Below are 26185 nucleotides of genomic sequence, written 5' to 3'. Positions count from 1 at the left end.
ATCAGGCGAGCCCGGCCTTGAGCGGCTTCTCGGTCACCTCGAGATCGGCGTTGAGCTCGCGGCTGGGCTTGATGCCGGCCTTGGCGAGGTCGCCGTGATAGGACTTCACCGCCTCGGAAGGCGAAAGGTCGCTGCTCGCCACCGCCCGCATGTGCCGGACCATGCTGAGCGGATCCTCGGCGAGGTTGATCTTGCGGCCGAACAGCGCGACGCGGGCGCCGTATTTCTCCGACTGGAAGATCAGCTCGTAGCAGTCGCGCGTCGTGCCGGCGCCGCCGCCCAGCACGCCGACGATCACCGTCGGATCGTAGGACGCCAGCTCCTCCATCGCCTTCGGGCCGTTGTAGGCGATCTTCAGGAACTCCGGCCGGTCGGCCCGGGTCACGCCGGCGAGGCAGCGGGCGATGCAGTCGTTGATGTAGTGCGGCACCAGATCGGCATCGATGCCGGTGTCGACGTTGGGATTGAACACTTCGAGGAAATACTTGAAGCCGTTGAGCGACGCCTCGTAGCGGAACTCGGCGAACGCCTCCAGCGAGGCATAGTCGTGCTCGATATCGTTGTTGAAGGTCATCGAATAGAGGCCGAGGTCGGTGCCGACCAGCGGCGCGCCAGGCGCCGGATCGACGGTGCCGGTGGTCACCCGCGACAGCGACGCGGTGCGGAACGGCCGCGACGGCTTCTTCGGGTAGACGCCGCCGCGCACGAACCAGATGTCGGTGGTGTCGTTGGCGCGGATCGCCGGCTTCACGTGCGAATTCTTGTAGACGCCCTGCTCGTTGAGCAGCTCGAAGCTGGACGCCGACGTCAGCATGATGTCGACGACGTCCTGCTCGACGATGGCGCGGACGTTCTCCAGGAATTCCGGACGCGTCTGATAACGGCCAAGCGTTCCGTCCTTGGCCCTGAGCGGGCCGGCGCCGGGGATCGACGGCCCCATATCCGGGTCCTTGGCATCGGCGATGATGAAATCGGCGCGCGTATAGGCGCCCGCCCGGATGCGGGCCAGCTTTTCGTCAAGACGGAACATCAGGTCACTCCCAATCGACCGCTGCCGAGCCCTCCCCGGCCGCGCGGCTCCACGTTTCCTCCGGCCGTCCCACCTTGCGGCCGGGAGGCAGCCATTTTCTTGTCTTCGGGTCGCGGCCGCGAGACCGCCGCATGCCCGCTTTGCATGTTGTGACGGTTCAAAGCGGGTGACAAGCCCTGATTTGACTGGAAAATAGCCGGGACGCCCAGCTTTCCGGCCGATGCGACCAAAGACGGAAGGCGTGAAGCTCCGCGCCGGCGGCCACCGCTTCCGCACGCCGCCCGATCCCGATATAGCTTGCCCGTAAGCCCGCCCGCAGGCTGCGTCGAAGCAAGAGAAAAAGATGAGCGATCCCATTGTCATCATTGGCGCCGGCCAGGCCGCCGCCGCCTTCGCCGGCAAGCTCCGCGCGCTCGGTTCCGACCGGCCGGTGACGATCGTCGGCGACGAGCCGGTGCTGCCCTACCAGCGGCCGCCGCTCTCCAAGAAATATCTCGTCGGCGAGGCGACCTTCGACCGGCTGCTCCTGAAGCCGCCGGCCTGGTACGAGGCCAACGCGGTGACCGTGCTGACCGGCCGTAAAGCCCTTGCCATCGACCGGACGCGGCGGCTCGTCGGCCTCGACGGCGGCGAGCAACTTGCCTACGCCACCCTGGTTCTCGCCACCGGCGCCACGCCGCGCCGCCTGCCGGCGGTGATCGGCGGCGACCTCGAGGGCATTTTCACGCTGCGCGACAAGGCCGACGCCGACGCGCTGATGGCCGATTTCCAGCCCGGACGCCGCCTGGTGGTGATCGGCGGCGGCTACATCGGCCTGGAGACGGCGGCCGTGGCGCGGACGCGCGGCCTCGAGGTCAGCGTCGTGGAGCTCGCCGACCGCATCCTGAAACGCGTCGCCGCCGCCGGAACCGCCGATCTCGTCCGCGATCTCCACCGGAGCCACGGCGTCGACATCCTGGAAAGCGCCGCCATCGTTCGCCTTGTCGGCGCCGACGGCCGCCTCGCCGGCGCCGAGTTGAGCGACGGCCGGACGATCGCCGCCGATCTCGCCGTCGTCGGCATCGGCGTGGCGCCGAATGCCGGTCTGGCCGAGACGGCCGGCCTTACCGTCGACGATGGCATCGTGGTCGACGCCTTTGGCCGCACCTCCGATCCCGACATCCTCGCCGTCGGCGACTGCGCCCGCTTTCCCTACGGCGATCGCCTGATTCGCCTCGAATCGGTGCAGAACGCCTTCGACCAGGGCGAAGCCGCCGCCGCCGCGCTGATCGGCGCCGGCGGCGCCTACGCGCCGCAGCCGTGGTTCTGGTCCGACCAGTATGACGCCAAGCTGCAGATCGCCGGCCTTCACCACGGTTACGACGACACGCTGCTGACCGACGGCCCGCGCCCCGGCAGCCACGCCGTCTGGTATTTCGCGGCGGGTGCGATGATCGCCGTCGACGCCCTCAACTTCCCCGCCGCCTTCGTCACCGCCAAGAAGCTGCTGGAAGCCGGCAAGCATGTCTCCCGGCTCGACGTCGAGACGAGGCCGCTCAAGGAACTCCTGGCATAATCAGGGGGATGAAGGCTCGGGCCGCCCTCGACGCAAGACCATTACGAGGACGGACCCGGTGTCCATTCGGACCGGCCGGCTACGCGCGACCTGGATGCCGACACCCGGAAGTTTCGTCGATCATGGTTGCGATTCGGTTTCCGCCTGCAATTTTGCCCGCTTCAATATATGGCCCGGACCAGGCGGCGACCCATCTAGATGTTGATCGCCTCGGCAGTACGCCCCCCGCTCCCGTTGCAAAATGCAACGGCCGGACGATTTCAGATGACATTTTCCCGCTTGAGCGGGCGCGCCATCAGCCGGTCGACGGCGTCGTCGACGGACAGATGGCCGGCCAGCACCTCGGCGACCGCCGTCATGATCGGCACCTCGACGGAGAATTCGGCCGCCTTCTGGACGGCGATACCGACGGTGGCCGCCCCTTCGGCGAGCTTGCCGAAGCTTGCCGGCGGCTCGCCGCGGCCGATGCCGAGGCCGAAGGAATAGTTGCGCGACTGGACGGAGGAGCAGGTCAGCATCAAATCGCCGAAGCCGGACAGGCCCATCAGCGTTTCCGCCTCCGCCCCGAAGGCGGCGGCGAGCCGCCGCATCTCGACGAAGCCGCGGGTGATGACCGCCGCCTGCGCCGACGCGCCGAGCGCCCGGCCGGCGACGATGCCGGCGGCGATCGCCAGCACGTTCTTCAGCGCGCCGCCCAGCTCGACGCCGGCGACATCGGTGGCGGCATAGGGCCGGAAGGTGGGACCGGCCAGCCGGCGGGCGATGGCGTCGGCCAGCGTCGCGTCTTCGGCGGCGATGGTCACCGCCGTCGGCAGGCCGCGCGCCACGTCGTCGGCGAACCCGGGTCCCGACAGCACGGCCACCCGCCGGCCGGGCAGCGCCGCCGCGATCGCCGCGGAGGGCCGCGCGCCGGTTGCCTGTTCGATGCCCTTGGCGCAGGAAACCATCACCGTTTCCGGTCCGGCAACGCCGGAAAGTGCCGCCGCCGCCGAGCGGCAGGCCTGCGCCGGCACGGCGAGCAGCAACAGGTCGACGTCGGCCAGCGCGGCGGGGTCGGCGTGCGCCGTCACCGCCGGCGGGAAGACGGCGTCCCGAAGATGCGGACTGCGCCGCGTGGCGTTGAGGCTTTCCGCCTCCTCGGCATTCCGGCCGCAAAGGATTACCTCGGCGCCGGCCCGCGCCGCCGTCAGGGCCAGCGCCGAGCCCCAGGCGCCGGCGCCGTAGATGCCGATGGCGTCGCTCATACCTTCGCCCCCAGCCGGCCGTGGCCGACCAGCGGCGCGGCGATGTCGTCGAGCGGCCAGCGCGGCCGCGCCGCCACATCGAAGCCGTCGCTGTGGCCGAGCGCCAGCCGCTCGGCGCCGGCCCAGGCGATCATGGCGCCGTTGTCGGTGCAGAGGTTGCCGGGCGGCACGACGAGACGGCCGTTGAGGTCGGTCATCAGCGCCTCGAGCCGGCTGCGGATCGCCTTGTTGGCGGCGACGCCGCCGGCCACCACCAGCACCGGCGGGCGGCCGTCGGCGCGCATGCCGGCAAAGCGGCTCACGGCGAGGCCGACGCGATCGGCCACCACATCCGACACCGCCGCCTGGAAGGAAGCGCAGATGTCGGCGACGTCCTGGCGGGAGAGCGGCGCCAGCGCCTCCGCCGCGTGGCGCACCGCCGTCTTGAGGCCGGAGAAGGAGAAGTTCGGCTCGTCGCGGCCGATCAGCGGCCGTGGCAGCGCGACGCGGCCGGCATCGCCCTCGGCCGCCATCTTCTCCACCGCCGGGCCGCCGGGATAGCCGAGCTGCAGCAGCTTGGCCGTCTTGTCGAACGCTTCGCCGAGCGCGTCGTCGATGGTGGTGCCGATGCGCTTGTAGTGGCCGACGCCGTCGACCCTCAGAATCTGGCTATGGCCGCCGGAGACCAGGAGCAGCAGATAGGGGAAGGCGACGCCATGGGTGAGGCGGGCGGTGAGTGCGTGCCCCTCCAGATGGTTGACGGCGACGAGCGGCTTCTTCGCCGCATAGGCCAGCGCCTTGGCGGTGGTGAGGCCGACCAGCACGCCGCCGATCAGGCCGGGCCCGGCCGTCGCCGCCACGGCGTCGACATCGGCAAGCGAAAGCCCCGCCTCGGCGAGCGCCGCCTCGACGAGGCCGTCCATCACCTCGACATGGGCGCGGGCGGCGATCTCCGGCACCACGCCACCGAAGGCCGCGTGCTCCTCGATCTGCGAGAAGACGACGTTGGAAAGAATTTCCCCCGATCCGTCGGCGCGTCGCCGCACCACGGCGGCGGCGGTCTCGTCGCAGGAGCTTTCGAGGCCGAGAACGACGATATCCCTGAGGCCGTCCATCCTGGTCAATCCATCTCCGCCGGGGTGGTCCGCCTGCGAAAGGCGAGACCCAAGAACACGTTGCCTCGCGGCGCTCCATGGTCCAAGTGTTGCCATGGCAAGGCGAGACGCTAGGGACGATTCGCCGTGGTTTCCGACCGTCGGCCGGCCGACGCCTTCGTTTCACGGCTCTATCACACGGGGAGCGAACCGGTGCAACCAAAACCCATCCGTCTCGGCACGCGCGGCAGCCCGCTCGCCCTTGCCCAGGCCCACGAGGTACGCGACCGTTTGATCGCCGCCTGGGGGGCCGAGGCGCTGGAAGTCGAGATCGTTCCGATCACCACCGCCGGCGACCGCATCCAGGACCGGCCGCTGGCCGAGGTGGGCGGCAAGGGCCTGTTCACCGAGGAAATCGAGGCCGGCCTGCTGAGCGGCGCGCTCGATATCGCCGTCCATTCCTCCAAGGACATGCCGACGCGGCTGCCCGACGGCCTGGCGCTCGGCCATTTCCTGGAGCGCGAGGACGCGCGCGACGCCTTCGTGTCGCTGAAATACCGCTCGCTCGCCGAGCTTCCGGATGGCGCCGTGGTCGGCACCGCCTCGCTGAGACGGGCGGCGATCGTCCGCCGCCTGCGGCCCGATGTCGTCGTCGTGCCCTATCGCGGCAACGTCCAGACGCGGCTGCGCAAGCTCGGCGAAGGCGCCGCCGACGCGACGCTGCTCGCCGTCGCCGGCCTGAAGCGGCTCGGCATGCTCGACGTGGCCAGCGAGATCCTCGACATCGATGCTTTCCCGCCGGCCGTCGGCCAGGGCGCGATCGGCATCGAGAGCCGGTTGGACGATCCAAGGGTCGCCGAACTGCTGGCGCCGATCCACCACGCGCCGACCGCCGTCGCGCTCGCCTGCGAGCGGGCCTATCTCGCCCGGCTCGACGGCTCCTGCCGCACGCCGATCGCCGGCTACGCCGTGGCGACCGAGGGTGGCGTCGATCTGCACGGCCTGATCCTGACGCCGGACGGCAGCGGCGCCCACGAGGGGCGCGACAGCGGCGCCGACCCGGAAGCTGTCGGCGATCGCCTCGGCGCCCGCCTCGCCGCGCTGGCCGGCCCCGGCTTCTTCGGCGGGAGCTGAGCCATGGTCCTTCTCGTCCTCCGTCCGGAACCGCAGGCGAGCGACATGGTAGCGGCGCTCGCCGCCCGCAATATTCCGGCGCTTGCCGAGCCGATGCTGACCATCGAGCCGGCGGACGATCCGGCCGGCCGCATCCGGGCGGCCGACCCCGACGCCGAGGCGCTCATTCTCACCTCGCGCCAGACGGTGGCGATCCTGAAGGGCGTCGAAGGACTCGAACCGCTCACCCGGCTGCCGGTGATCGCCGTCGGCGCCGGCACCGCCCATGACGCCCGCGCCGCCGGTTTTGCCGACGTCCGCTCGGCCGATGGCAACGCCGACGATCTCGTCGATCTGGTCGCCCGGACCGGCTTCCATCGCCTCGTCCATGCCGGCGGCCGCGACAAGGCCGGCGACATCGCCGGCCGGCTCGCCGGGCTCGGCGTCACGGTGGCCGAAGCCGAGCTCTACCGCGCCGAACCGCGGCAAAATCTCGCCCCCGAAGTCGCCGCGGCCTTCGCCGCAGGACGCGTTACCGGACTGATCGTCGCCTCGCGCCGCTCCGCGCAAGCTTTCGCTGATCTGATGGAGGCAATGGGCGGGGCGCCCCGCCTTTCGAGCCTCGGCGTCGCGGCATTGTCGGAGGCGGCGGCAGCGCCGCTCGGCGGTCGCGTCGCCGAACTGATCGTGGCATCGGAACCGACCGGCCCGGCTCTCGTTGAAGCCAGCGTTGCGCTTGCCGCGCGGCTGCGCGAAACTGCCGGTGGCGAGCATGAAGCGGAGGGACTTGAGACTATGGTATCCGACGACCACCGCAAGGACGCCGCCGGCCGGCGCAATCGCCCGAAAGCCCCGGTCATAGACCTTGAGGCGACCGAGGTGGCAAAGTCCGCCCAGCCGCCCAAGCCACCCCCGGAACCGCCTCGCGAGCCTCCCGCTCCCGAGCCGCCGGCGCCCGAACCGCCGGAACCGGAAAAGCCGATCATAGAACCGCCCGGACCGGATATTCCGCCGATAGAGCCACCGGATGAACAGCCGCCTCTCGGCGATCCGCCGGGGCCGGACGCGCCGGTGATCGAGCCGGCGCGCGCCGAGGCCGACAAGGCGGCGGACGCCGCCGCGCCGCCGCGCACCGACCGCCCCGGCCGGATCAGGGCGTTCCTGCCCTTTCTGGGCGCCGGCCTCGTCGGCGGCTGCGCCGCCGCCGTTCTTCTGCTCGCCCTGTTGCCGCGCCCGGACGAGCGTCCGGCGCCCGGCGGCATCGATCCGGCAACGCTGGAAGCGCGCCTCGGTGAAGTCGCCGACCGCCTGGCGGCCGGGCAGACCGCAACCGAGACGCTCGCTGGCCGCCTCGCCGCCCTTGAGGATCGCCAGGCGCCCGCCGTCGACCTCGCCCCGCTCGGCGCCCGCATCGACGACCTCGCCAGCCGCCTGGAGGCGGCCGAGAAGGCCGCCGCCGCCAGGCCGGCCGTCGATCCCGCCGCGGTCACCGCGCTCGAAGGCCGGCTCGCCGAGCTGGCGGCGGAGGCGGAGGCGCTGAAGGCGGAAAACGCCGGTGCGGCGACCCGGCTCGCGAGCATCGAGGAACGCCTCGCCAACGCGCCCAAGGGTGGCGAGATCGCCGCCCTGTCGCTCGCCCTCACCTCGCTGTCCGGCAAGATCGACGCCGGCCTGCCGTTCGCCACCGACCTTGCCGTTGTCGCCGCCGCCGCGCCCGACCTTGCCGGCCTCGACGACCTCAGGTCCTTCGCCGACCGGGGCGTGCCCACCCGCGACCAATTGCTGGCCACGCTGCCGGTCGACGCCATGCTGGCCCGGCGGCCGGTGGAGGCCGGCAAGGGCTGGATGAGCGGCGTCTTCGACAGCGCCAAGTCGCTGGTCAACTATCGCGAGACCGGTCCGGCGACCACCGATCCGGCGTCGGGCGCCGTCGAAGCGATCCGTGAGGCGCTGAAGCGCGGCGACGCCGCCGCGGCCAAGGCGGCGGCCGACACGCTGCCCGCCTGGGCGCGCCCGCCGGCCGAAAGCTGGCTCGCCGACCTCGACGCCCGCGTCCGCGTCGACGCCGGCGTGAAGGCCATCTCCGCTCGTATCGTCGACCGTCTGTCGGTGCCCGCCGCTGACTGATCCCGCCGCCCGCTTCGGAAAGGCTCCGAGATGATCCGCATTCTCCTGTCGGTCGCCGCGCTGTTCCTCGCCGTCCTCGCCTTCGATTGGCTGGGGGGCGTGCCGGTCGCCGTGTCGGTCAGTTGGCCGGGCGGCGCCGCGGCGCCGCCGTTGCGTGTCGTGGTCGTCGCGCTCCTGGTCCTCGCCGTTGTCCTGCTCGTCGTCTGGAAGCTCGTTTCCGGCCTCTGGCGCGCCCCGCGCGGCCTGCGCAACTATTTTGCCGGCCGCCGCCGCGATCGCGGCTACCGCGCGCTGTCGCGCGGCATGATCGCCGTCGGTTCGGGCGACTACCGTCTCGCCCAGCGCGAGGCCGCCGAGGCCAACCGTTTTCTCGAGGGCGAACCGCTGGGGCTGCTGCTCGCCGCCCAGGCCGCCCAGCTCGAAGGCCGCAGCGACGCCGCCCGGCAGGCCTTCACGCGCATGCTGAAGGCGCCGGAGACGCGGCTTCTCGGCCTGCGCGGCCTCTATATCGAGGCGACGCGCGCCGGCGAGGCGGCCGCCGCCCGCCAGTTCGCCGCCGAGGCGCAGAAGGAGAACCCGGCCCTGCCCTGGGCCGGCGCCGCGATGATGGATTACCTCTCCGCCGACCGGAACTGGGGCGAGGCGCTTTCCGTGCTCGATCAGAATGTCGCGGGCCGGCTGGTCGGCAAGGGCGACGCCAACCGCCTGCGCGCGGTCCTGCTCACGGCGCGCGCCCTCGAAATCGAGGATGGCGAGCCGGACAAGGCCCGCGCCTTCGCGCTCGAAGCGCACAGGATCGCGCCGGACTTCGTGCCGGCCGCCACCGTCGCCGCCCGCACGCTGGCCCGTCAGCTCGACACGCGCCGGGCCGCCAAGGTGCTGGAAACGACCTGGAAGCTCGCCCCGCATCCCGACCTCGCCACCGCCTACCTTCACCTGCGATCCGGCGATTCGGCGCGCGACCGCCTGAAGCGGGCCCGCATGCTGGAGAACCTGAAGCCCGTCCATCCGGAAGGCGCCGTCACCGTCGCCCGCGCCGCCCTCGACGCCCGCGAATTCACGCTGGCCCGGGAAGCGCTGGCCAAGGCGCTGCGGCAGGCGCCGACCGAGCGGGTCTGCCTGATGATGGCCGAACTGGAGGAAAGCGAGAGCGGCGACGTCGGCCGCGTCCGCGAGTGGCTCGCCCGCGCCGTGCGGGCGCCGCGCGATGCCGCCTGGACCGCCGACGGCCTGGTGCTCGACGCCTGGCAGCCGCTCTCGCCGCTGTCCGGCCGGCTCGACGCCGTGGAATGGCGCGTGCCCGCCGAGCGCGAGACCGGCGAGGCGATCGACGGCGACGATCTCGCGGTCATCGCGGCGACGCCGCATCCGCCCGCCCCGCCGGAGGCGCTGACCATCGCGCAGGCGGAAGAACCGTCGGCTCCGCCGCCATCCATAGTCGAGCCGGAGGCCATGCCGCCGGAGCCGGCCGCCGAACCCGAGCGGGAGGCGATCGAGACGCCGCCGAAAGCCGCGGCGCCCGCCGCTCCCGTCATCGCCGCCGCGCCGGTGAGGCCGGCGGCCGCGGACGAGCCGCCGCTGGCGGCAAGCGGTCCGACGATCGATCCGCTGGCGGTGCTGCCGCCGCCGCCCGACGATCCGGGACCGGCCAACGGCAAGGGCCTTGCCCGCAGCCTGGAGCCGCAATCGCCGTTCTCCTGAGACGATCGCCGCCGGCTTCATTTTCTTCGGAAGCGGTGCTTGAAATTAGCCAGCGATGCCGGTATCAACGCCCCGTCCCGCGGGGTCGCCCCCGCGCCGGCGCCGCACTAGCTCAGTTGGTAGAGCACGTCATTCGTAATGATGGGGTCGGCGGTTCGAATCCGTCGTGCGGCACCATAAATCATTCGCTCAACGTCGCAGCTTGTGCCGGCCCGCTTTGGCGCCGGAGAGCTTCCGCGACCGTTCAGCCGGCCTGCACCAGATTGATTTCCAGCTTCGTGCCGGTCGCCTCGGCATACTTGCGAAGGGTCGAGAGCGAGGGTGACACACCGCCGCCTTCCAGCCGGGCGATGGCGCTCTGGGTGGTGCCGATCCTGCGGGCAAGTTCGGCCTGTGACAGGTTGGCCATGGTCCGGGCGCGAATCAAAGCCTCGATTACCGTGAATTCAGCGTCGGCCGTGGCATATTCGCGCTGAAATTCCGGGGCAGCCATCAGCCGCTTCTTGAGGTCTGCCAACTTCGTCATCCTTCAATCTCCGTCAGCCTTCGGCGGGCTATGTCCAAAGCGCCCGGCGGGATCTTCTGCGACTTCTTCACGAAGACATGCAGCACGATCACCCGCCGGCCGGTCTTCGTGACGTAGATCCCGCGGGCAATGCCCTCGGTTGCCTTGGCCCTCAATTCCCACAGCTTGCCGTCGAGTTGCTTGACGTGCGGCTCGTGCAGGTGCTCAAGCCCTACATTCTCGACGGCCTCCATGAGGCGGATCAGCCGCGCCTGAAGGCTGGGCGGCAGCGCCTCGATCTCGTTGTCCGCCTCGGGATGCGTCTCCACTACCCATCGCATTTCCGCTATATAGCGAATTCGCTATAATCCTTCAAGGCAGCTTTTCGTCATGGTGGGGTCAACAGCTTCCCGGCTGCGCCCTTCAACAGCGCCGACCGGCGCTCTTGTGCAGTCGCCGCCTGACTACCCTCCGCACGCGATACCAATAGACCTGCTCCGCGCCGTCGCTGCCGGAGCGCGCGCGCTCGAGCCGCGCCTGGGCTTCCTGCTCCGGATCCGGATAGCTGGCGATGATGTCGTCGGCCAACCGGTCGATCACGGCGGCAGGGGTCAGCGCCGGCCGGATGATATTCATCCAGACGGCCCACAGGATTAGGCCGGCAAAAATGAGCGCCACGCTGCCGCAAAATATCAGCAGCACCCAGCAGGCGGCATCCAACAGCAGTGCGTTCGACATATCAGAACTAGAGAGACCAGATTTTCGATTAAGGAACTTATAGTTCTTATTTTTGAGAATCCATAGTTCTCATCTATGGATTTGGAAATCTGCTTGCCGTCCCCCTTCCGGTCCAAGGCGGACGCATGGAACTGCAACTTCTCTTCGGCGCGAACGTGCGCCATCACCGCAAGGCAAAAGGCTGGACGCTTGAGCGACTTGCCGAATTGGTCGGCGTGTCTCAGGAAACCATCGGCAAGATCGAGCGGGGCAAGGCCGCGCCGCTGTTCGAGACGGCCGAGAAGATTGCGGCGGCGCTGGGCGTGCCGGCGTCCGTCCTGTTCGGCGCCGGCGCGCTTCCCGGCACGGGCGAACGGGCGCGATTGCTCAACGAAATCCATGCCACCCTGTCGCGGATGAACGAGGACCAGTTGGCACGCGCCGGCAAGATGCTGAAGGCTTTCCTGGGGTAAGGGTCGGCCGGGACGGGGCAACGACGGCCGTCGCCGCCTTGCCGGCGGTCGCGCGACCGCCAATGAAAATCCGGTCCGGCACCCCGGAACATCCCGGGTAGGTCGGGAGGCTCCGAGGCGACCGTCACGCGTGCTTACTCGATGATCTTGTAGTGCTCGCCGGCGCAGGCGCAGACCGGGCAGGCCTCCGGCGCGTCGCCGATCACCGTATGGCCGCAGTTCGGACAGATGCGGATGACCACGTTGCCGAGATCGCTGCCGGCCTTCACCGCTTCGAGCGCCTCGCCGAACAGGCCGTAGTGGATCTTCTCGACTTCCATCGCCTCGGTCATCGAGCGGATGGCGCGCTTGTGGCCCTCGGCCTTGGCCGTTGCGATCATCGGCGGATACATCGAGGTGAACTCGTGGCTCTCGCCGTCCATGGCGTCGGTGAGGTTGTCGAGCGTGCCCTTGATGGCGCCGAGCGCCCGGAGATGGGCGTGGGCATGGATGGTCTCGGCGGCGGCGACGGCGCGGAACAGCTTGGCGACGCCCGGCTTGCCTTCCCGGACGGCGGCGTCGGCATAGGCGAGATACTTGCGGTTGGCCTGGCTTTCGCCGGCGAAGGCTTCCTTGAGGTTGTCCGTGGTGGTGGGCATGGTGCTTGCCTTTTTTTGATTGAGCGAGGAAGGGGACGTCGCGGGTCCCCTAACCTCCCAAGACTAGCCCGGCGACCATGGATCCGGCATCGGGACAACCCCGTGAAACGACCTACCAACTTCAGATTTTTTCTAAGGAGAGAGGAAGCCGGGACCGACCGCCCGGCTCCCCCCCCCTTTCCGTCAGGCCCCGGAGGGCGCGGCGGCGGTCGGTTTTGCCTGGTCGTGCCGCCGCCGTGTCCGCCAGTCGCCAAGGAACAGCAGGATCGGCGCGGCGATGAACACCGACGACGACGCGGCGATGACGATGCCGAAGATCATCGGCACGGCGAAGCTTTCCACCGCGCTGCCGCCCCAGACCGCCATCGGCAGCAGCGACAGGAAGGCGGTGACCGAGGTGTAGAGGCTGCGCGCCAGCGTCTCGTTGATCGACTTGTCGATCAGCTCGCGCAGCGGCATCTGCTTGTAAAGGCGCATGTTCTCGCGCATGCGGTCGTAGACCACCACCTTGTCGTTGACCGAGTAGCCGACCAGCGTGAGCAGGGCGGCGATGGCCGTCAGGTTGAAGTCGAGCCCGGTCAGCGCGAAGAAGCCGACGGTCTTGGTGACGTCGAGCACCAGCGTGGCGATGGCGCCCACCGCGAAAGGCCACTCGAAGCGCACCCAGATGTAGACCAGCATGGCGAGGCTGGCGAAGATCACCGCGAGCACGCCGGCCGTGGCGAGTTCGCCCGACACCTTGGGGCCGACCACCTCGGTGCCCAGCACTTTCGCCGAGGCGTCGATCTGCGTCACCTCCTGCCTGAGGCGCTCGACGGCCGCCGTCTGCGCCTCCTCGCCGCCCTCCTGCCGCTCGACGCGGACCAGCAGGTGGTTGTCGTCGCCGAAGGCCTGCAGCGCCACCTCGCCGAGCCCCAGGCCATCGAGGCCGGAACGGAAGGCCGCGAGGTCGGCCGGTCCCGCCGTTTCCACCTGCAACTGGATGCCGCCGCGGAAGTCGACGCCGTAGTTGAGGCCGGGGTAGATGAACAGGCCGATCGAGGCGAGCGACAGGAAGGCCGAGAAGCCGATGCCGAAGAAGCGCGCCCGCATGAACGGAATGGCCGTGCCGTCGGGGATCAGCTTGATCGGCAGCAGCGGCCGGATGTTCATCTTCTTGAGCTTCCTGCGCCGGACGATCGCCAGCATCAGCACGCGCACCACCGACACGGCGGTGAACATCGAGATGGCGATGCCGAGGCCCATGGTGACGGCAAAGCCGCGCACCGGCCCGGAGCCGAACCAGAACAGCAGCACCGAGGCGATCAGCGCCGTGACGTTGCCGTCGACGATGGTCGAATAGGCGCGCTTGAAGCCGGCATCGAGCGCGGCGATGGCGCTCATGCCCTTGCGCGACTCCTCGCGGATGCGCTCGTTGATCAGCACGTTGGCGTCGACGGCGAGGCCGATGCCGAGCACGATGCCGGCGATGCCCGGCAGCGTCAGCGTGGCGCCGAGCAGCGTCAGGCCGGCGAAGGTGAGGATGACGTTGAGCGCCAGCGCCAGGTTGGCGAGCAGGCCCCAGGGCCCGTAGAGCAGCAGCATGAAGCCGAACACCAGCGCAAAGCCGATGAAGCCGGTGACCACGCCCATCTCGATGGCGTCGGCGCCGAGATCGGCGCCGACGGTGCGTTCCTCGATGACCGTCAGCTTGGCCGGCAGCGCGCCGGCCCTCAGCATGGCGGCAAGGTCGGTGGCGCTCTGCACCGAGAAGCTGCCGGAGATCTGGCCGGAGCCGGCGGTGATCGGCTCGCGGATCACCGGCGCGCTCAGCACCTTGTCGTCGAGCACAATGGCGAAGGGCCGGCCGACGTTGGCGCGGGTGATGTCGGCGAAGCGCGCGGCGCCGGCCGAATCGAAGCGGAAGGAGACGATCGGCTCGTTGGTGGTCTGGTCGAAGCCGACCCGTGCGTCGGTGAGGCGGTCACCGGACAGTTCGACCCGGTCCTCGACCGGATAGGTCCGGCCCTCGTCGTCGCGGAGCATGCTGACGCCGGTCGGCACGAAATCGGCCGTCGCCGTGTCGGACAGCAGATGGAAGCTCATCTTGGCCGTCGAGCCGAGCAGCTCGCGGATGCGCGCCGGATCCTGCACGCCGGGGAGCTGCACCAGGATGCGGTCGCTGCCCACCCGCTGGATGGTCGGCTCGGCGACGCCCACCTGGTCGATGCGCTGGCGGATGATTTCGAGGCTCTGCTCGACGGCCGCCGTCGTACGGTCGGTGAGGCCGGCCTCGGTGAGGGCGAGCGTCACCGTGCCGCTGCCCTGGCGGATGTCGAGATCGCTGGCGCCTATGCCGAGGCCGGGATTGCCGACGGACGAGGCAAGCTTGCCGAGCTCGTCGGCGGCGCGCGCCGTCAGCGCCGGATCGCCGAGGCTGACCGTCACCGCATTGCCGGCCCGGCGGATCGAGGTCGTGCCGATCTTCGCCTCACGCATCACGCGGCGGGCATCCTGGGTCAGCGTTTGCAGCCGTTCCTTCACCAGATCGGCGGCGTCCACCTCCAGCACCAGATGCGAGCCGCCCCTGAGGTCGAGGCCGAGCGACACCCGGTCGCGCGGCAGCCAGGACGGAAAATGGTCGAGGACGGATTGCGGCACCACGTTGGGAAGCGTGACGATGATGCCGAGGGCGATGATGGCCGAATAGAGCGCCACCAGCCAGCGGGAAGTCTTCATTGGTTTGTCCATGCCGGGCGACATCGCCGCGCCTCATCGGGAGGCCGGCGGTCGCGATCTGATTTCGGGTTCGGGAATCAGGCGGCGATGGGCGGCGCGCGCGGCCGATGGCCGGCAGAGCGCCGATAGGCGGAGATGGTCTCCGTACCGGGGCGCAGGCGGCAAAAACCGCAGGCGCGCACCGCAACGGCGGCGACGGAAGCGAGCGCCGCCGGCGGCTGTGGCGGCGGCGGAGCCGAGGTCCGGTCGCCGTGTTCGGCGGCGACCACCGGCCTGATGCCGTCGCGGACGACAAGCGGATGCCTGAGGACGGCATGATCGGCGGCGCCGAGCGTCGTTGCCGCCGACGAGCCGGCGCCGACGCCAAGCCCGAGATGCAGGGCAACAACAAACAGAAGCGCCGACAGAAACGCGACAGCCGCCCTCGGCGCCGTCATGCGGCGCTTGAAAAAGGCAACTGGCGCAGCTTCGAAAGTCACGCGGCGGGCTTTCCTTCTTCCGTCTCGGTCAGCGCCGTCGCCTCGGACGACGGCGCATCGTCGGCAGCCGGCGCGTCGGCAGCGGTATCCGGCGGTACGGCCGCCTGATCGTCCAGCATCTTCAGCATGCCGAGCGCAATCTCGCGCTCGCCCATGATCACCTTGCTGGCGCCATGGCGCAACAGGTGTTCCACCTCTTCGTCGGAATGGGCGCGGGCAACGATGAGCAGGTCGGGATTGATCTTGCGCGCCTGCTCGATGGCCTGCCCCGCCTCGAAGCCGTTGGGAATGGCCACCAGCAGCGCCTTAGCCCGCTCGAGGCCGGCGAGCGCCAGCACTTGACCGCCGGCGGCGTTGCCGACGATGGTCTCGATGCTCCTGTCGCGCAGCCGGCGCACGCGGTCCTCGGCATCCTCGATCACCAGCAGGGGTATATCGCGGACGACGAGGTCGTCGGCGACGACGCTGCCGACCCGGCCGTAGCCGATCACCACGAGATGGCCGGCGAGCTTGGTCGGCTCCGCATCCTCGTCGCTCTCGTCATCGCCGGCGGCGGGAGGCGGCGTTTCGACCTCGGCCGCCGCCGCAGGCGCCGCCTCGGCGGCCGGCACCGGCTGCTCGAGCCGCGGCTGCAGCCAGGCCTCGAGGGAGGGCCGCAACCGGTCGGAAAGGTTGAACATCAGCGGGTTGAGGATGATGGAGATCAGCGCGCCGGCCAGGATGAGATCGCGCCCCTCTTCCGGCAGGAAACCAAGGCCGACGCCCATTTCCGCCAGGATGAACGAGAATTCGCCGATCTGGGCAAGGCTCGCCGAGATGGTCAGCGCCGTCTTCACCGGTCGACGGAAGGCCACCACGATCAGGAAGGCGCCCACCGTCTTGCCGACGAGGATGATGGCCAGCGTGGCCAGAAGAATGAAAGGCTCGTTGAGGAGGATGTTCGGGTCGAACAGCATGCCGACCGAAACGAAGAACAGCACCGAGAAGGCATCGCGGAGCGGCAGGCTCTCCTGGGCGGCCCGGTGGCTGAGCTCGCTTTCGGACAGCACCATGCCGGCGAAGAAGGCGCCGAGGGCGAGCGAGGCGCCGAACAGCTCCGCCGCGCCGAAGGCGACGCCGAGCGCGATGGCCAGCACGCCCAGCCGGAACAGCTCGCGCGAGCCGGTATGGGCGATGCGGTGCAGGATGGCCGGGATCAGCCGCCGGCCGACCACCAGCATCAACGCGACGAAGATCGCCACCTTGATCAGCGTTGCCGCCACGATGCCGCCGACGCCGAGATCGATGCCGACCAGTCGGCTGGCCACGGCGGCGAGCGGATCGGAATAGGCGCTGACGCCGCCTTCCGACACGCTGGCGGCCGCCGGGATCAGCACCAGCACCAGCACCATGGCCAGGTCTTCGACGATCAGCCAGCCGATGGCTATCCGGCCGCGCTCGCTGTCGACCAGACGCCGCTCCTGCAGCGCCTTCAGGAGCACCACCGTCGAGGCGACGGAAAGGGCAATGCCGAATATCAGGCTGCCGCCGGTCGACCAGCCCATGCTGTGGCCGAGCCCCCAGCCGAGCAGCGTGGCGATGGCGATCTGGCCGATGGCGCCGGGTACGGCGATGAATCGGACCGACAAGAGGTCCTTCAGCGCGAAATGCAGGCCGACGCCGAACATCAGCAGGATGACGCCGAGCTCGGCGAGCTGCGGCGCCAGTTCCTGATCGGCGACGAAACCCGGCGTATGCGGCCCGACCAGCATGCCGGCGACGAGATAGCCGACGAGCGGCGGCAGGCGGAAGCGGTTGGCGATGGCGCCGAATACGAAGGCTAGAACCAAGCCGCCGACAATCGTCGAAATGAGGGACGTGTCGTGCGGCATGAAGGGCCTCCGTTAGGGCTGAATTTTCAGGGAATGACTCACCTCTCGGGCAGGCCAGGTCGATAGACCCCGGAATAATATGGACGATTTCCATGACGGATCAAGTACGAACGGCCGCCGGAAAGCTTTTACTTTCCCTCCCCGGCACAACATCGGCCGGGTTCCGTGACGCCGCCGGATGGGCGCGGAAAGCAGCAGGGAGCATTTCCAAGCGAAGCGGGCACCGATTCGTGTAAAGAAAATGCACTGCTCCAATAAGAGAGAGCGGATCATGGACCGGCGCTCCGGATAATACCCCGGTGCATTCGCCGATCGGATCGAAATGACCGGTCGCCAGGCGAATGATCCAGATTCAATTGATTAACAGATGCCTTTCGATCCGGGCTGCTTCAGCCTGACCGGCAGGTGCTCCGGATCAAGAAAAGCCCCCGGTGCCGGACCGGGGGCTAGAAAGCTTGTCATGGCTGTTCCGGCGCACAATGCGTCGGCCTGGCGTTACCAGTTGATGGTGACGACCGGCTTTATCAGGTCGGCCGGCTTGTCCTTCATCAGCATCAACGCGGTTTCGGCGTGCTCCAGTCCCTCGTAGCGGTGGGTGATCAGCTTGCTGGGATCGATGCGGCCGGAGGTGATCAGAGCGGCCAGCTTCTCCATCCTGAGACGGCCGCCGGGCATCAGTCCGCCACGGAAGTTCTTGTGGCCCATGCCGCAACCGCAGCCGGAGCGCGGCAGCTTGATGTAGTCGCCGGAGCCGAGATAGTTGACGTTGCCGATGGTGCCGCCCGGCTTCATCATGTTGGTCGCCGGAACGAAGGAATCGACGTCGCCGCCGGCGACAATGACCTTGTCGACGCCCTTGCCGGCGGTCTTCTCGAGGATCTGCTCGCCGATGTCTCCGTCATGGTAATTGATGAAGTCGGTGGCGCCGTATTCCTTGGCGATGTCCATGGTCCGCTGGCGCGAACCGACGGCGAAGATGCGCGACGCGCCGCCGATGGCCGCCGCCGCGACGCTCATCAGGCCGACGGGACCGATGCCGATGACCGCGACGCTGTCGCCGAACTTCATGTCGGCGAGTTCGACGCCGTGGAAGCCTGTCGGCATCATGTCGGACAGCAGGGTTCCGACCGCCGGATCGATGCCTTCGGGAAGATGGGCGAGATTGCCGTCGGGATCGTTGACGTGGAAGAACTCGGCGAACACGCCGTCCTTGCTGTTGGAAAACTTCCAGCCCCCGAGCATGCCGCCGGAGTGCATCGAATACCCCGCCTGTGCCTCGAGGGAGTTCCAGTCGGGCGTGATCGCCGGAACCAGCACCTTGTCTCCCGGCTTGAAGCTCTTGACGAGCGAGCCGACCTCGACGACCTCGCCGACGGCTTCATGGCCGAGGATGAGATTGTGGCGGTCGCCCAGCGCCCCTTCCCAGACGGTATGCGTATCCGACGTGCAAGGCGCCAGCGCAATGGGACGACAGATTGCATCCATCGGTCCGCACTTGGGCGTCTCCTTCTCGATCCACCCCGTTCGGCCGATCCCCAACATGGCAAAGCCGCGCATGACGTTCTCCTCGCAATCAAAATATGACAACAAGATACTAGAGATAAGCGAGAGCCCGGCAATCGCGGCTTATACCTATGTAATCGCTTGAAATTTTCTTTCTCCCGTCTGGCGGGAAGAAAAGTGGAGTATAATTGATTAGAAATCGATTTAGGTACATGTTACGGTATATAGCATAAAATACTAATGACAATGTTACCTATTCTCGCATCTCCACTCTCAGCGCCAGGTTGATTGGAAAGACGGCCGCGCCGCTCCGGAGCCGTACGTCACACGGCTCCGTCTCCTGTGTCGGACGCTGACAGGCCATACCGCTGGCTGTCCGGCCGAACCGGAACCGCCATGCCTTGAACGCTGGAGATAGGTCGGATTGAACACGGGTTTGTCTCACCGATTTGTCCCACCGGAGAGATTTTCGGTTAACTCGTTGATTCCGAAGGCATTGGTGGAGCTGAGGGGAATCGAACCCCTGACCTCTGCAGTGCGATTGCAGCGCTCTCCCATCTGAGCTACAGCCCCATCCGGCACGGCTTTTCGGCCGCGGACCCGGCGTCGGGTGAGCCGCTTTTAGGGGGAGGCACCGAGGCTGTCAAGCCTTTCGCGGGTTCCTCGCCGCGAAAGCACGCCGGGGACGAGAGGCGCCGAAAGGCGGGAAACCGGCCATGGTCCGATTGCCGAACAAGCCGGCCTCGAACGCCGCGCCCGTCGATCGATCGCCGGCGCCAGCTTCCCTTTCAGGCTCGCGGCAGCCACCTGTCTTTACCAAGGCCGGCGATTGGCGGGCCGCGGCAGCACACAGCAGCCTTGCGGCCTCTTCACGCCATGGCTACATCTCGAAAAACTCGTGACGCGAAAGACCCATTCATGCAGGCCGTCCTCTACGTTCTCCTCCAGGTGCTCAATCTCTACATGTACATCCTGATCGCCTCGGCGATCATGTCCTGGCTCGTTGCCTTCAACGTCGTCAACCTGCGCAACCAGGTGGTTTCGGCCATAGCCTCCTTCCTCTACACCATGACCGAGCCGCTGCTTCGCCCCATCCGGCGCTTCATGCCCAACACCGGCGGCCTCGACCTGTCCTTCCTGGTGCTGTGGTTCGGGATTATTCTGCTGGAGCAGATCATCATCCGCTACGTCTACCCTTACGTCTTCTGATCGATGGCCGACGCTCCGATCCGGCGCGATGGCGCCGACCTCCTCGTCGAGGTGCGCCTGACGCCGCGCGGCGGCGCCGACCGCATCGACGGCATGAAGGCGTTGTCGGACGGTCGTTCGGTTGTGGCGGCGCGCGTGAAGGCGGTGCCGGAGGACGGCAAGGCCAATGCCGCCGTGGCGGCGCTGATGGCCGCCGCCGCCGGCCTGCCGAAATCGTCGGCAGCGGTGGTGTCCGGCTCGACGGCGCGCCTCAAGACCATCCGCCTGACCGGCGCCTCCGCGGAGGCCGAGACGCGCCTCAGGGCAGCCTGCGGCCTGCCCTCATGACACCGGACTTTCCCGCCGCGTTCACTCGTCGGGATCGAGCGCCCGCGCCTCGTCGGGCAGCATGATCGGCACGCCGTCGCGCACCGGATAGGCCAGGCGGGCCGGCCGCGATACCAGTTCGCGCCGCTCGGGATACCACTCCAGCGTCGCCTTGGTGAGCGGGCAGACGAGGATTTCCAAGAGCTTGGGATCGACCTCGCCGGTGCGCCGACCATCGCTCTCCTGCATGGCGACTTCCTCAGTTGAACGTGGTCGGGGCGTCGGCGGCGCGCGCCAGCGTAATCTCGGTGATGGCGATCAGCGTCTCGGCCCGCGTCTTCAGATCGGGCGCCTCCAAAAGCGCCTGCTTCTCCGCCGCCCCGTAGGGGCTCATCATCGACAGCGTGTTGATCAGCGCCTCGGTCGACGCCTTCTCCACGGCATCCCAGTCGGCCTCCATTTCGTTGGCGTCGAGATAAGCCTCGAATACCGCCAGGAAGGCGGCGCGATCCACCTCGTCCTCGCCGACCCGCGTTTCGAAATCGACGGGAAAATCGCAGGCGATCCGGCCGACGCGATAGGGCAGGCCAGCCGGCTCCTCGCCCATCAGGCGGAAGCGGCAGACGCCGGTCAACGTCATCTGGTAGCGGCCGTCGCCGGTTTCGGCGATCGCCGTGATGCGGCCGACGGTGCCCACCTCGCAGAGCGGCGCCGACCCCTCCTCGATGCCGTCCTCGACGTCGAAGCGCGGCTGGATGATGCCGATCAGCCGGTCACCGGCGAGGGCCGCGTCCACCATGGCGAGATAGCGCGGCTCGAAGACGATGAGCGGCAGCAGGCCGCGCGGCAACAGGAGCACGCCCTTCAGCGGGAAGAGCGGCAGTTCGCCGGGAAGATCGGCGGGACCGACATAGCTTGCGTTGCCGACTTGCATCGGGTGCCTTTCGCGGGATCAGGAGAACAGGACCGAGGACAGCTTGCGCCGCCCGTAGAGCGTCATCGGATCGGTCATGCCCCAGGCTTCGAAGAACTTGACCAGTTGCTTGCGCGCCGCCCCGTCGTTCCAGCCGCGTTCGCGCCGGACGATCTCGACGAGCTGGTCGACGGCCGCCTGCCGGTCGCCCCCGGCGGCCAGCGCCTCGGCCAGCTCGAACCGGGCCTGATGGTCGGCGGGGTTGGCGGCAACGGCGGCGGCGAGCGCCTCGGTGTCGCCGACGCTGGCTGCCCGTTCGGCCAGCTCGAGCTCGGCCCGGGCGCCGGCGATCGCCGGATCGCCCGCCTTCAGATCCGGCACGCGGGCGAGCACGGTGCGCGCGTCCTCGAGCTGGCCGGCCGCCGTCAGCGCCCGGACGAGGCCGGCGGTCGCCACGAGCGATTCGGGCTCCGTGTCGAGCACGGCGAGGAAGGCGCCGGCGGCGGCCTGCGGGTCGCCGGCGGCGAGCGCCTCCTGGCCGGCGGCAAGGAGCTTTTCCTGGTCGGTCGGCCCCATGGGGCCGGCGACGCGCTCGATGAACTGCCGCACCTGGCTTTCCGGCTGGGCGCCCATGAAGCCGTCGGCGGCGCGCCCCTTGACGAAGGCGATCACCGCCGGAATCGACTGGATGCCGAGCTGGCCGGCCACTTCGGGATGCTCGTCGATGTTCATCTTGACGAGCCGCACCTTGCCCTTGGCGTCGCGCACCACCTTTTCGAGGACCGGCGTCAACTGCTTGCAGGGGCCGCACCATTCCGCCCAGAAGTCGACCAGCACCGGCTTGTCCTTCGAGGCGTCGAGCACGTCGCGGACGAAATCGCGGGTGGTCGTCTCGATCACGTCGTCGGCCGCCGGGGCCGGAGCGGCACCGGGCGGGGCGAAGCCATTGCCAAAGGTGAAGGTCGGGCTGCTCATCTTCTCACTCGACTGCTGGGTGCCGGTCTCCCGGAGGAGGAGGCGGCAAGATAATTCGTCCGCCCTATATAGGGCGGCGAAAGCAAGTTTAACAGCCGCCCCCTCAGGCGAGAAGCGGCAGGTCGACGACCAGCGGCTCGTGGCCGGTCGCCCTCAGGAAGGCGATCAGTCCATCGGCCGACACCGCCGTCGTGGCGGTATTCTCGAGCGGATGCACGTGGACCGGATCGAGCTCCAGCAGCGCCTTCTCCAGCACCACGGTCACCGCGCCGGCGGTATCGTTGAGCACGCCGAACGGCGTCACCGAACCGGGCAGGATGCCGAGATGTTCCATCAGTTGATCGGCCGCGCAGAACGACACCCGTCCCGAAGCGCCGATCGCCGCCTGCACGTGCTTGAGGTCGAGCGCCGCGTCCTTGCGCAGCGTGATCAGGAAAAGCCGGCTCTTCTTGTCCTTGACGAACAGGTTCTTGGCAAAGCCGCCGGTCATGCCGCCCCAGACGGCCATTGCCGCCTCGACGGTCGGCAGCGGCGGGTGCTCGATCGTCCGATGGGCGATAGCGAGACGGTCGAGAAAGGCGAAGAGATCGGCGCGCGTCGCGGCCATGGCAAACCTCGTGGACGGCGGGCATGCGCCCTGGAACAGGCCGATATTTCAGGGAACCGCCGGATCGCGCAAGCCGAAAACATTGAGAAATCCGGGCCTTGGCGAGGGCGGCACGCCCTTTTCCCGGCAAAAAGCCGCGGGCCGCGAAAAAAGTCGAAAAAGCCTGTTGCATTCGCCGCCGACTTGGGCGATATACCGCCTCGCTCCGGCGACGGAGCGCGCTGAAAAGCGGAGCGCGGGTGTAGCTCAGGGGTAGAGCATAACCTTGCCAAGGTTAGGGTCGTGGGTTCGAATCCCATCGCCCGCTCCATTTTCGGAAAAGAAGTCAAGGACTTGCAAAGCGGCCGCCTTCGTGCGGCCTTTTTGTTTTCGGGCGGCAGGGGACGACGGCTTTCGTGCCGGGACATGCCGCCCCGGCGGGACGATATCAGTTCAGCCACCAGATCGATCCGTTGAGCAGCGTGGCGAAGGCGACCCAGCCGAGATAGGGCACCAGAGCGCCGCCGGCGATACGGTCGACCGCCAGGAAGGCATGGATCGTCGCGGCGATCGCCGTATCGAGCAGCAGGATGACAACCAGGCCGGCCGCCGGCGAATGGGAGCCGAAGAAGGCCACGGACCAGGCGGCGTTGAGCGTGATCTGCACCAGAAACAGCATAATGGCCCATCGGCGCGCCGCGCCCTCGGGACTTCGCAAAATTCGAAAGAACGCCCCCGCCATCAGGATGTAGAGCAGTGTCCAGACCGGTCCGAACACGGCGTTGGGCGGATTGAACGGCGGCTTGGCCAGGCTTTCATACCATGGCGTTATGTTGGGCAGCGTGGCGAAGTTGCCGACGGCGGCGGCGGCGACCACCGGCGCCACAGCGGCGAGCGCCGCGGCGATCTTCCCCATGGCGGGACGTAGTGAAAGCGGCTGAACGGTCAACTGGCATTCCTCCGATCACGCCTGTGGGCACATCGGACCGAGACGATCCAAAGACGAGCGCAGATGTATCCAAGCGCCCGCCGCTCCAGGGCAATTTCCGCAAAAACGGGAACCGGTTTGCGTCCGAAATTGCGTCTAATCAAAGAGATAGGGTATTTCCGGCGAACCTGTTTCGCCGGAAATACCCTAGGCGTCCGCGCGGACCCAGACGCTGACGCTGCCGCCGTTCACGGGGAAGCTGGCGCGTCCCGCCTCGTCGGTGACGACCTTGTCGTCCCGGTGGCCGAGAAAATCGCGGAAGGCAATGCCTCCCACCTCGGGACCCAGGTCGACGATCTTGGCGGTCTCGTCGGCGTTGGTCATCACCACCACGCAGCCCGGCGCCTCGGACGTGCCGTGACGGACAAAGGCGATGCAGGTCGGCTCGTCGAAAATGTCGGTCTGCGGGCCGTTGGCAAACCGCTGCCGCGCTTCGATCAGCCGCGGCAGGCTGTCGATCGCCGGCATGTCGATATGATGATCCTCGCCGTCGCCGCCCTTGTCGGTATAGCTCGCCCCATAGAGGTCGGGATGGAAGACGCAAGGAACGCCCTGCTCCCTGAGCAGAATAAGCGCGTAGGCCAGCGGCTTGAACCACGGCTCGACGGGCGCCTCCAGCGACTGCAGCGGCTGGGTATCGTGATTGGCGACCAGCGTCACCGCGTGCTCCGGCATGGCGCCGACCAGCGTGCCGTCGAACAGCTTGCGGAGGTCGTAGCCGGCGCCGCCTTTCGAGGCGTCGTGGAAATTGTAGTGCAGCGCCACGTCGAACAGCATCAGCTGGCGATCGACGAGGTCGAGATAGTTTCGAAGCGCGTCGAGCTCCGGATGCCAGTATTCGGCAACGACGAACAGGTCCTTGCCGGCATTCTCCCGCATATGCCCGATCCAGTCGCGAAAGAACCAGGCGGGAATGTGCTTGACGGCATCGAGACGGAAGCCGGCGCAGGGCAGTTCGCCCATCAGCCAGCGCCCCCAGTGCTTCAGCTCCTCGTAGACGGCCTTGTTGCGGAATTCGATGTCCGAACCCATCAGGTAATCGAAGTTGCCGAATTCCGCATCGACTTCGACGCTCCAGCCGTCATCATAGTCGTTGACCAGCTTGAAGACGCCCTCCTCGTTGGGATCCTCGATGTGATCGACGCCGGAAAAGCATTTCGCGTCCCAGATGAACTCCGAGTATCGCCCCTGCCGGCCGGGAAAGGTGAAGCGCGTATGGGCGGTGGCTTCGAAGGTCTCGGGATCGATATTCTCGCGATTGTCCGGGTCGACCCGGTGCACGCGCACCCGCTCCGTCTCGTCGGCGCCCATCTTGTGGTTGAACACGACATCGTAGATGACGCCGATTCCCTTGGCTTCCAGGGCGTGAACGGCACGCTCCAGCGCGGCCCGGTCGCCGTATTTGGTGGGAACGCTGCCCTTCTGATCGAATTCGCCGAGATCGAACAGGTCGTAGACATCGTAGCCGACCGAGTGGCCGCCCGCGCTGCCCTTGTAGGCCGGCGGCAGCCAGACGTCGGTGATGCCCATTTCGGCCAGGGAGGCCGCCTTTTCCTCGATGTCCGGCCAGAGACGCCCTTCGCCGGGATAGTACCAGTGGAATGCCTGCAGCAACGTTCTCTGGGCCATTTGTTCCTCTGAGCAAGGGGAGAGCAGCCGCTGCGCCGCGCGCAGCCTGAAGTCAACAAAAGACGCCGCCGGTCCGCGGGGGACCGACAGCGTTATCGGACGTCGGAGCGTTGCCGCTCACAGCTTGTCGATGGTGTCCTTCAGGGCTTCCTTGCCCTTGCCAACGGCTTTCTGGGCGTCGCCCTTGGCTTCCTGGATGTCGCCCTCGACCTCCAGATCCGGATCGTCGAGCGCCTTGCCGGCGGCCCGCTTGACCTTGCCAACGGCTTCGTTGGTGTAGCCCTTGATCTTGTCGGTGGTGGAACCCATAGCAGTCTCCCTTCACGTCTCATGAGAAGTCTCGGTTCGGGGAACCGATAATGAAACGCCGGATATGCCGGCTGGTTCCGTGAAAACGCTTAATGGCCCGCCCACGACGCGTTTCGCGGTCCGGGGCGTTTTATATTCGTCCCTTGGGGTCCTCCACGTTCGGCGGCGGCGCTCCTGCGGACTTGGCGCGTGGCGGTTATGGGTGGGTGTGTCCCCGAGCCACGGCGTTCGGCAAGGGAGGCATTTGCTCGTTTTCTGTGTTTTGTTTGTGGTGCGGATACGACAAAGCCCTCTGAGATTACTCTCGGAGGGCTTTTGTGTGTTGTGTTGTGTGTTTTGCGAAGAGGTTTGTCGTGTGATGTGGTTTGGTTTGATCTTTGTGTTTAGTGTCTTGTCCTTTGCAGGCCTGGCGGCGACCTACTCTCCCGCGTCTTGAGACGGAGTACCATTGGCGCTGGGGAGTTTCACGGCCGAGTTCGGGATGGGATCGGGTGCATTTCTCCCCGCCATGACCACCAGGCCG

25 protein-coding genes, 3 tRNA genes and 1 rRNA gene are annotated in these 26185 nt (G+C 67.9%); 9 read left to right on the top strand and 20 right to left on the bottom strand.

Annotated elements, in window-relative coordinates; genetic code table 11:
- Window position 1: 1 nt before the first annotated feature.
- Entirely contained in the window at window positions 2-1030 is a 1029-nt protein-coding gene (locus CJ014_RS15240; RefSeq protein WP_100081344.1) for a hypothetical protein, read from the bottom strand.
- 343 nt (window positions 1031-1373) lie between these two features.
- Here CJ014_RS15240 and CJ014_RS15235 point away from each other — a divergent pair, with 343 nt between their 5' ends.
- Window positions 1374-2585: an NAD(P)/FAD-dependent oxidoreductase gene (locus CJ014_RS15235; RefSeq protein ID WP_100081343.1), complete on the top strand. Its 1212-nt coding sequence runs from the start codon at window positions 1374-1376 to the stop codon at window positions 2583-2585.
- 260 nt (window positions 2586-2845) lie between these two features.
- Here CJ014_RS15235 and CJ014_RS15230 read toward each other — a convergent pair whose 3' ends face one another.
- Window positions 2846-3829 carry an NAD(P)H-dependent glycerol-3-phosphate dehydrogenase gene (locus tag CJ014_RS15230; protein WP_100081342.1) on the bottom strand — a complete coding sequence of 328 codons (984 nt, stop codon included), beginning with the start codon at window positions 3827-3829 and terminating at the stop codon, window positions 2846-2848.
- Window positions 3826-4905: a tRNA (adenosine(37)-N6)-threonylcarbamoyltransferase complex transferase subunit TsaD gene (tsaD, locus tag CJ014_RS15225; protein ID WP_207765769.1), complete on the bottom strand. Its 1080-nt coding sequence runs from the start codon at window positions 4903-4905 to the stop codon at window positions 3826-3828. The genes CJ014_RS15230 and tsaD overlap by 4 nt, the downstream gene beginning before the upstream one ends.
- A gap of 210 nt (window positions 4906-5115) precedes the next feature.
- On the opposite strand from tsaD, the gene hemC reads away from it, so the two are divergent.
- The 4 genes from hemC to CJ014_RS15205 all read left to right on the top strand — a co-directional run bounded on the left by hemC (window position 5116) and on the right by CJ014_RS15205 (window position 10020).
- Complete coding sequence (hemC, locus tag CJ014_RS15220) at window positions 5116-6036, top strand: hydroxymethylbilane synthase (RefSeq protein WP_100081471.1); 921 nt, start codon at window positions 5116-5118, stop codon at window positions 6034-6036.
- 3 nt (window positions 6037-6039) lie between these two features.
- The gene (locus CJ014_RS15215; protein ID WP_100081340.1) at window positions 6040-8142 is read left to right on the top strand and encodes a uroporphyrinogen-III synthase; all 2103 of its coding nucleotides are present in this window, start codon (window positions 6040-6042) and stop codon (window positions 8140-8142) included.
- A gap of 30 nt (window positions 8143-8172) precedes the next feature.
- Window positions 8173-9843, top strand: a complete 1671-nt coding sequence (locus CJ014_RS15210) for a heme biosynthesis protein HemY (protein ID WP_100081339.1) — start codon at window positions 8173-8175, stop codon at window positions 9841-9843.
- Between the two features lie 101 nt (window positions 9844-9944).
- Window positions 9945-10020: transfer RNA gene (locus CJ014_RS15205), tRNA-Thr, on the top strand.
- Between the two features lie 67 nt (window positions 10021-10087).
- On the opposite strand, the gene CJ014_RS15200 is transcribed toward CJ014_RS15205, so the two are convergent.
- The 3 genes from CJ014_RS15200 to CJ014_RS15190 form a co-directional block, all read right to left on the bottom strand.
- Window positions 10088-10369, bottom strand: coding sequence for a helix-turn-helix domain-containing protein (locus CJ014_RS15200; RefSeq protein WP_100081338.1), 282 nt, complete (start codon window positions 10367-10369; stop codon window positions 10088-10090).
- Window positions 10366-10677, bottom strand: a complete 312-nt coding sequence (locus tag CJ014_RS15195; RefSeq protein ID WP_245427370.1) for a type II toxin-antitoxin system RelE/ParE family toxin — start codon at window positions 10675-10677, stop codon at window positions 10366-10368. Before CJ014_RS15195 ends, CJ014_RS15200 begins: the two co-directional genes overlap by 4 nt.
- A 94-nt stretch (window positions 10678-10771) precedes the next feature.
- Entirely contained in the window at window positions 10772-11086 is a 315-nt protein-coding gene (locus tag CJ014_RS15190; RefSeq protein ID WP_100081336.1) for a hypothetical protein, read from the bottom strand.
- A gap of 125 nt (window positions 11087-11211) precedes the next feature.
- Here CJ014_RS15190 and CJ014_RS27370 point away from each other — a divergent pair, with 125 nt between their 5' ends.
- Complete coding sequence (locus tag CJ014_RS27370) at window positions 11212-11538, top strand: helix-turn-helix domain-containing protein (RefSeq protein WP_118847927.1); 327 nt, start codon at window positions 11212-11214, stop codon at window positions 11536-11538.
- A gap of 134 nt (window positions 11539-11672) precedes the next feature.
- On the opposite strand, the gene CJ014_RS15180 is transcribed toward CJ014_RS27370, so the two are convergent.
- From CJ014_RS15180 to CJ014_RS15155, 6 genes are all read right to left on the bottom strand, one after another.
- Window positions 11673-12176, bottom strand: a complete 504-nt coding sequence (locus CJ014_RS15180) for a rubrerythrin family protein (RefSeq protein ID WP_100081335.1) — start codon at window positions 12174-12176, stop codon at window positions 11673-11675.
- 183 nt (window positions 12177-12359) lie between these two features.
- The gene (gene secD / locus CJ014_RS15175) at window positions 12360-14894 is read right to left on the bottom strand and encodes a protein translocase subunit SecD (protein WP_100081334.1); all 2535 of its coding nucleotides are present in this window, start codon (window positions 14892-14894) and stop codon (window positions 12360-12362) included.
- A 77-nt stretch (window positions 14895-14971) separates the two neighbouring features.
- Window positions 14972-15373, bottom strand: coding sequence for a hypothetical protein (locus CJ014_RS15170; protein ID WP_100081333.1), 402 nt, complete (start codon window positions 15371-15373; stop codon window positions 14972-14974).
- Entirely contained in the window at window positions 15370-17244 is a 1875-nt protein-coding gene (locus tag CJ014_RS15165; protein ID WP_100081332.1) for a cation:proton antiporter domain-containing protein, read from the bottom strand. The genes CJ014_RS15170 and CJ014_RS15165 overlap by 4 nt, the downstream gene beginning before the upstream one ends.
- Window positions 17245-17739: 495 nt before the next feature.
- Window positions 17740-18801: an NAD(P)-dependent alcohol dehydrogenase gene (locus CJ014_RS15160; protein WP_100081331.1), complete on the bottom strand. Its 1062-nt coding sequence runs from the start codon at window positions 18799-18801 to the stop codon at window positions 17740-17742.
- A gap of 443 nt (window positions 18802-19244) precedes the next feature.
- A tRNA-Ala gene (locus CJ014_RS15155) sits at window positions 19245-19320 on the bottom strand.
- A 345-nt stretch (window positions 19321-19665) separates the two neighbouring features.
- Between CJ014_RS15155 and CJ014_RS15150 the strand changes: the two genes are divergently transcribed.
- On the top strand, window positions 19666-19956 hold the full coding sequence (locus tag CJ014_RS15150; protein ID WP_100081330.1) for a YggT family protein: 291 nt from the start codon (window positions 19666-19668) through the stop codon (window positions 19954-19956).
- Between the two features lie 3 nt (window positions 19957-19959).
- The gene (locus tag CJ014_RS15145; RefSeq protein WP_100081329.1) at window positions 19960-20283 is read left to right on the top strand and encodes a DUF167 family protein; all 324 of its coding nucleotides are present in this window, start codon (window positions 19960-19962) and stop codon (window positions 20281-20283) included.
- Between the two features lie 21 nt (window positions 20284-20304).
- On the opposite strand, the gene CJ014_RS15140 is transcribed toward CJ014_RS15145, so the two are convergent.
- The 4 genes from CJ014_RS15140 to CJ014_RS15125 all read right to left on the bottom strand — a co-directional run bounded on the left by CJ014_RS15140 (window position 20305) and on the right by CJ014_RS15125 (window position 22757).
- The gene (locus CJ014_RS15140) at window positions 20305-20511 is read right to left on the bottom strand and encodes a Trm112 family protein (protein WP_100081328.1); all 207 of its coding nucleotides are present in this window, start codon (window positions 20509-20511) and stop codon (window positions 20305-20307) included.
- Window positions 20512-20521: 10 nt separating this feature from the next.
- Window positions 20522-21196 (bottom strand): LON peptidase substrate-binding domain-containing protein, encoded by a 675-nt coding sequence (locus CJ014_RS15135; protein WP_100081327.1) that lies wholly within the window; start codon window positions 21194-21196, stop codon window positions 20522-20524.
- Window positions 21197-21214: 18 nt separating this feature from the next.
- Window positions 21215-22150: a thioredoxin gene (gene trxA / locus CJ014_RS15130; RefSeq protein WP_100081326.1), complete on the bottom strand. Its 936-nt coding sequence runs from the start codon at window positions 22148-22150 to the stop codon at window positions 21215-21217.
- Between the two features lie 103 nt (window positions 22151-22253).
- Window positions 22254-22757, bottom strand: coding sequence for a prolyl-tRNA synthetase associated domain-containing protein (locus CJ014_RS15125; protein WP_100081325.1), 504 nt, complete (start codon window positions 22755-22757; stop codon window positions 22254-22256).
- 235 nt (window positions 22758-22992) lie between these two features.
- Between CJ014_RS15125 and CJ014_RS15120 the strand changes: the two genes are divergently transcribed.
- Window positions 22993-23067: transfer RNA gene (locus CJ014_RS15120), tRNA-Gly, on the top strand.
- A gap of 117 nt (window positions 23068-23184) precedes the next feature.
- Here the strand turns inward: CJ014_RS15120 and CJ014_RS15115 are convergent.
- From CJ014_RS15115 to rrf, 4 genes are all read right to left on the bottom strand, one after another.
- Window positions 23185-23685, bottom strand: coding sequence for a TspO/MBR family protein (locus CJ014_RS15115; protein WP_245427369.1), 501 nt, complete (start codon window positions 23683-23685; stop codon window positions 23185-23187).
- A gap of 186 nt (window positions 23686-23871) precedes the next feature.
- Entirely contained in the window at window positions 23872-25353 is a 1482-nt protein-coding gene (gene amyA, locus CJ014_RS15110) for an alpha-amylase (protein ID WP_100081323.1), read from the bottom strand.
- Between the two features lie 117 nt (window positions 25354-25470).
- On the bottom strand, window positions 25471-25662 hold the full coding sequence (locus CJ014_RS15105; RefSeq protein ID WP_100081322.1) for a CsbD family protein: 192 nt from the start codon (window positions 25660-25662) through the stop codon (window positions 25471-25473).
- 404 nt (window positions 25663-26066) lie between these two features.
- Window positions 26067-26182, bottom strand: a 5S ribosomal RNA gene (rrf, locus tag CJ014_RS15100).
- Window positions 26183-26185 lie beyond the last annotated feature (3 nt).

The organism is Pleomorphomonas carboxyditropha (assembly GCF_002770725.1).
In the GTDB taxonomy this organism is placed as follows: Bacteria; Pseudomonadota; Alphaproteobacteria; order Rhizobiales; family Pleomorphomonadaceae; genus Pleomorphomonas; species Pleomorphomonas carboxyditropha.
The sequence above is the reverse complement of the archived record's forward strand: the minus strand, read 5'-3'. Positions and strand labels throughout refer to the sequence as shown.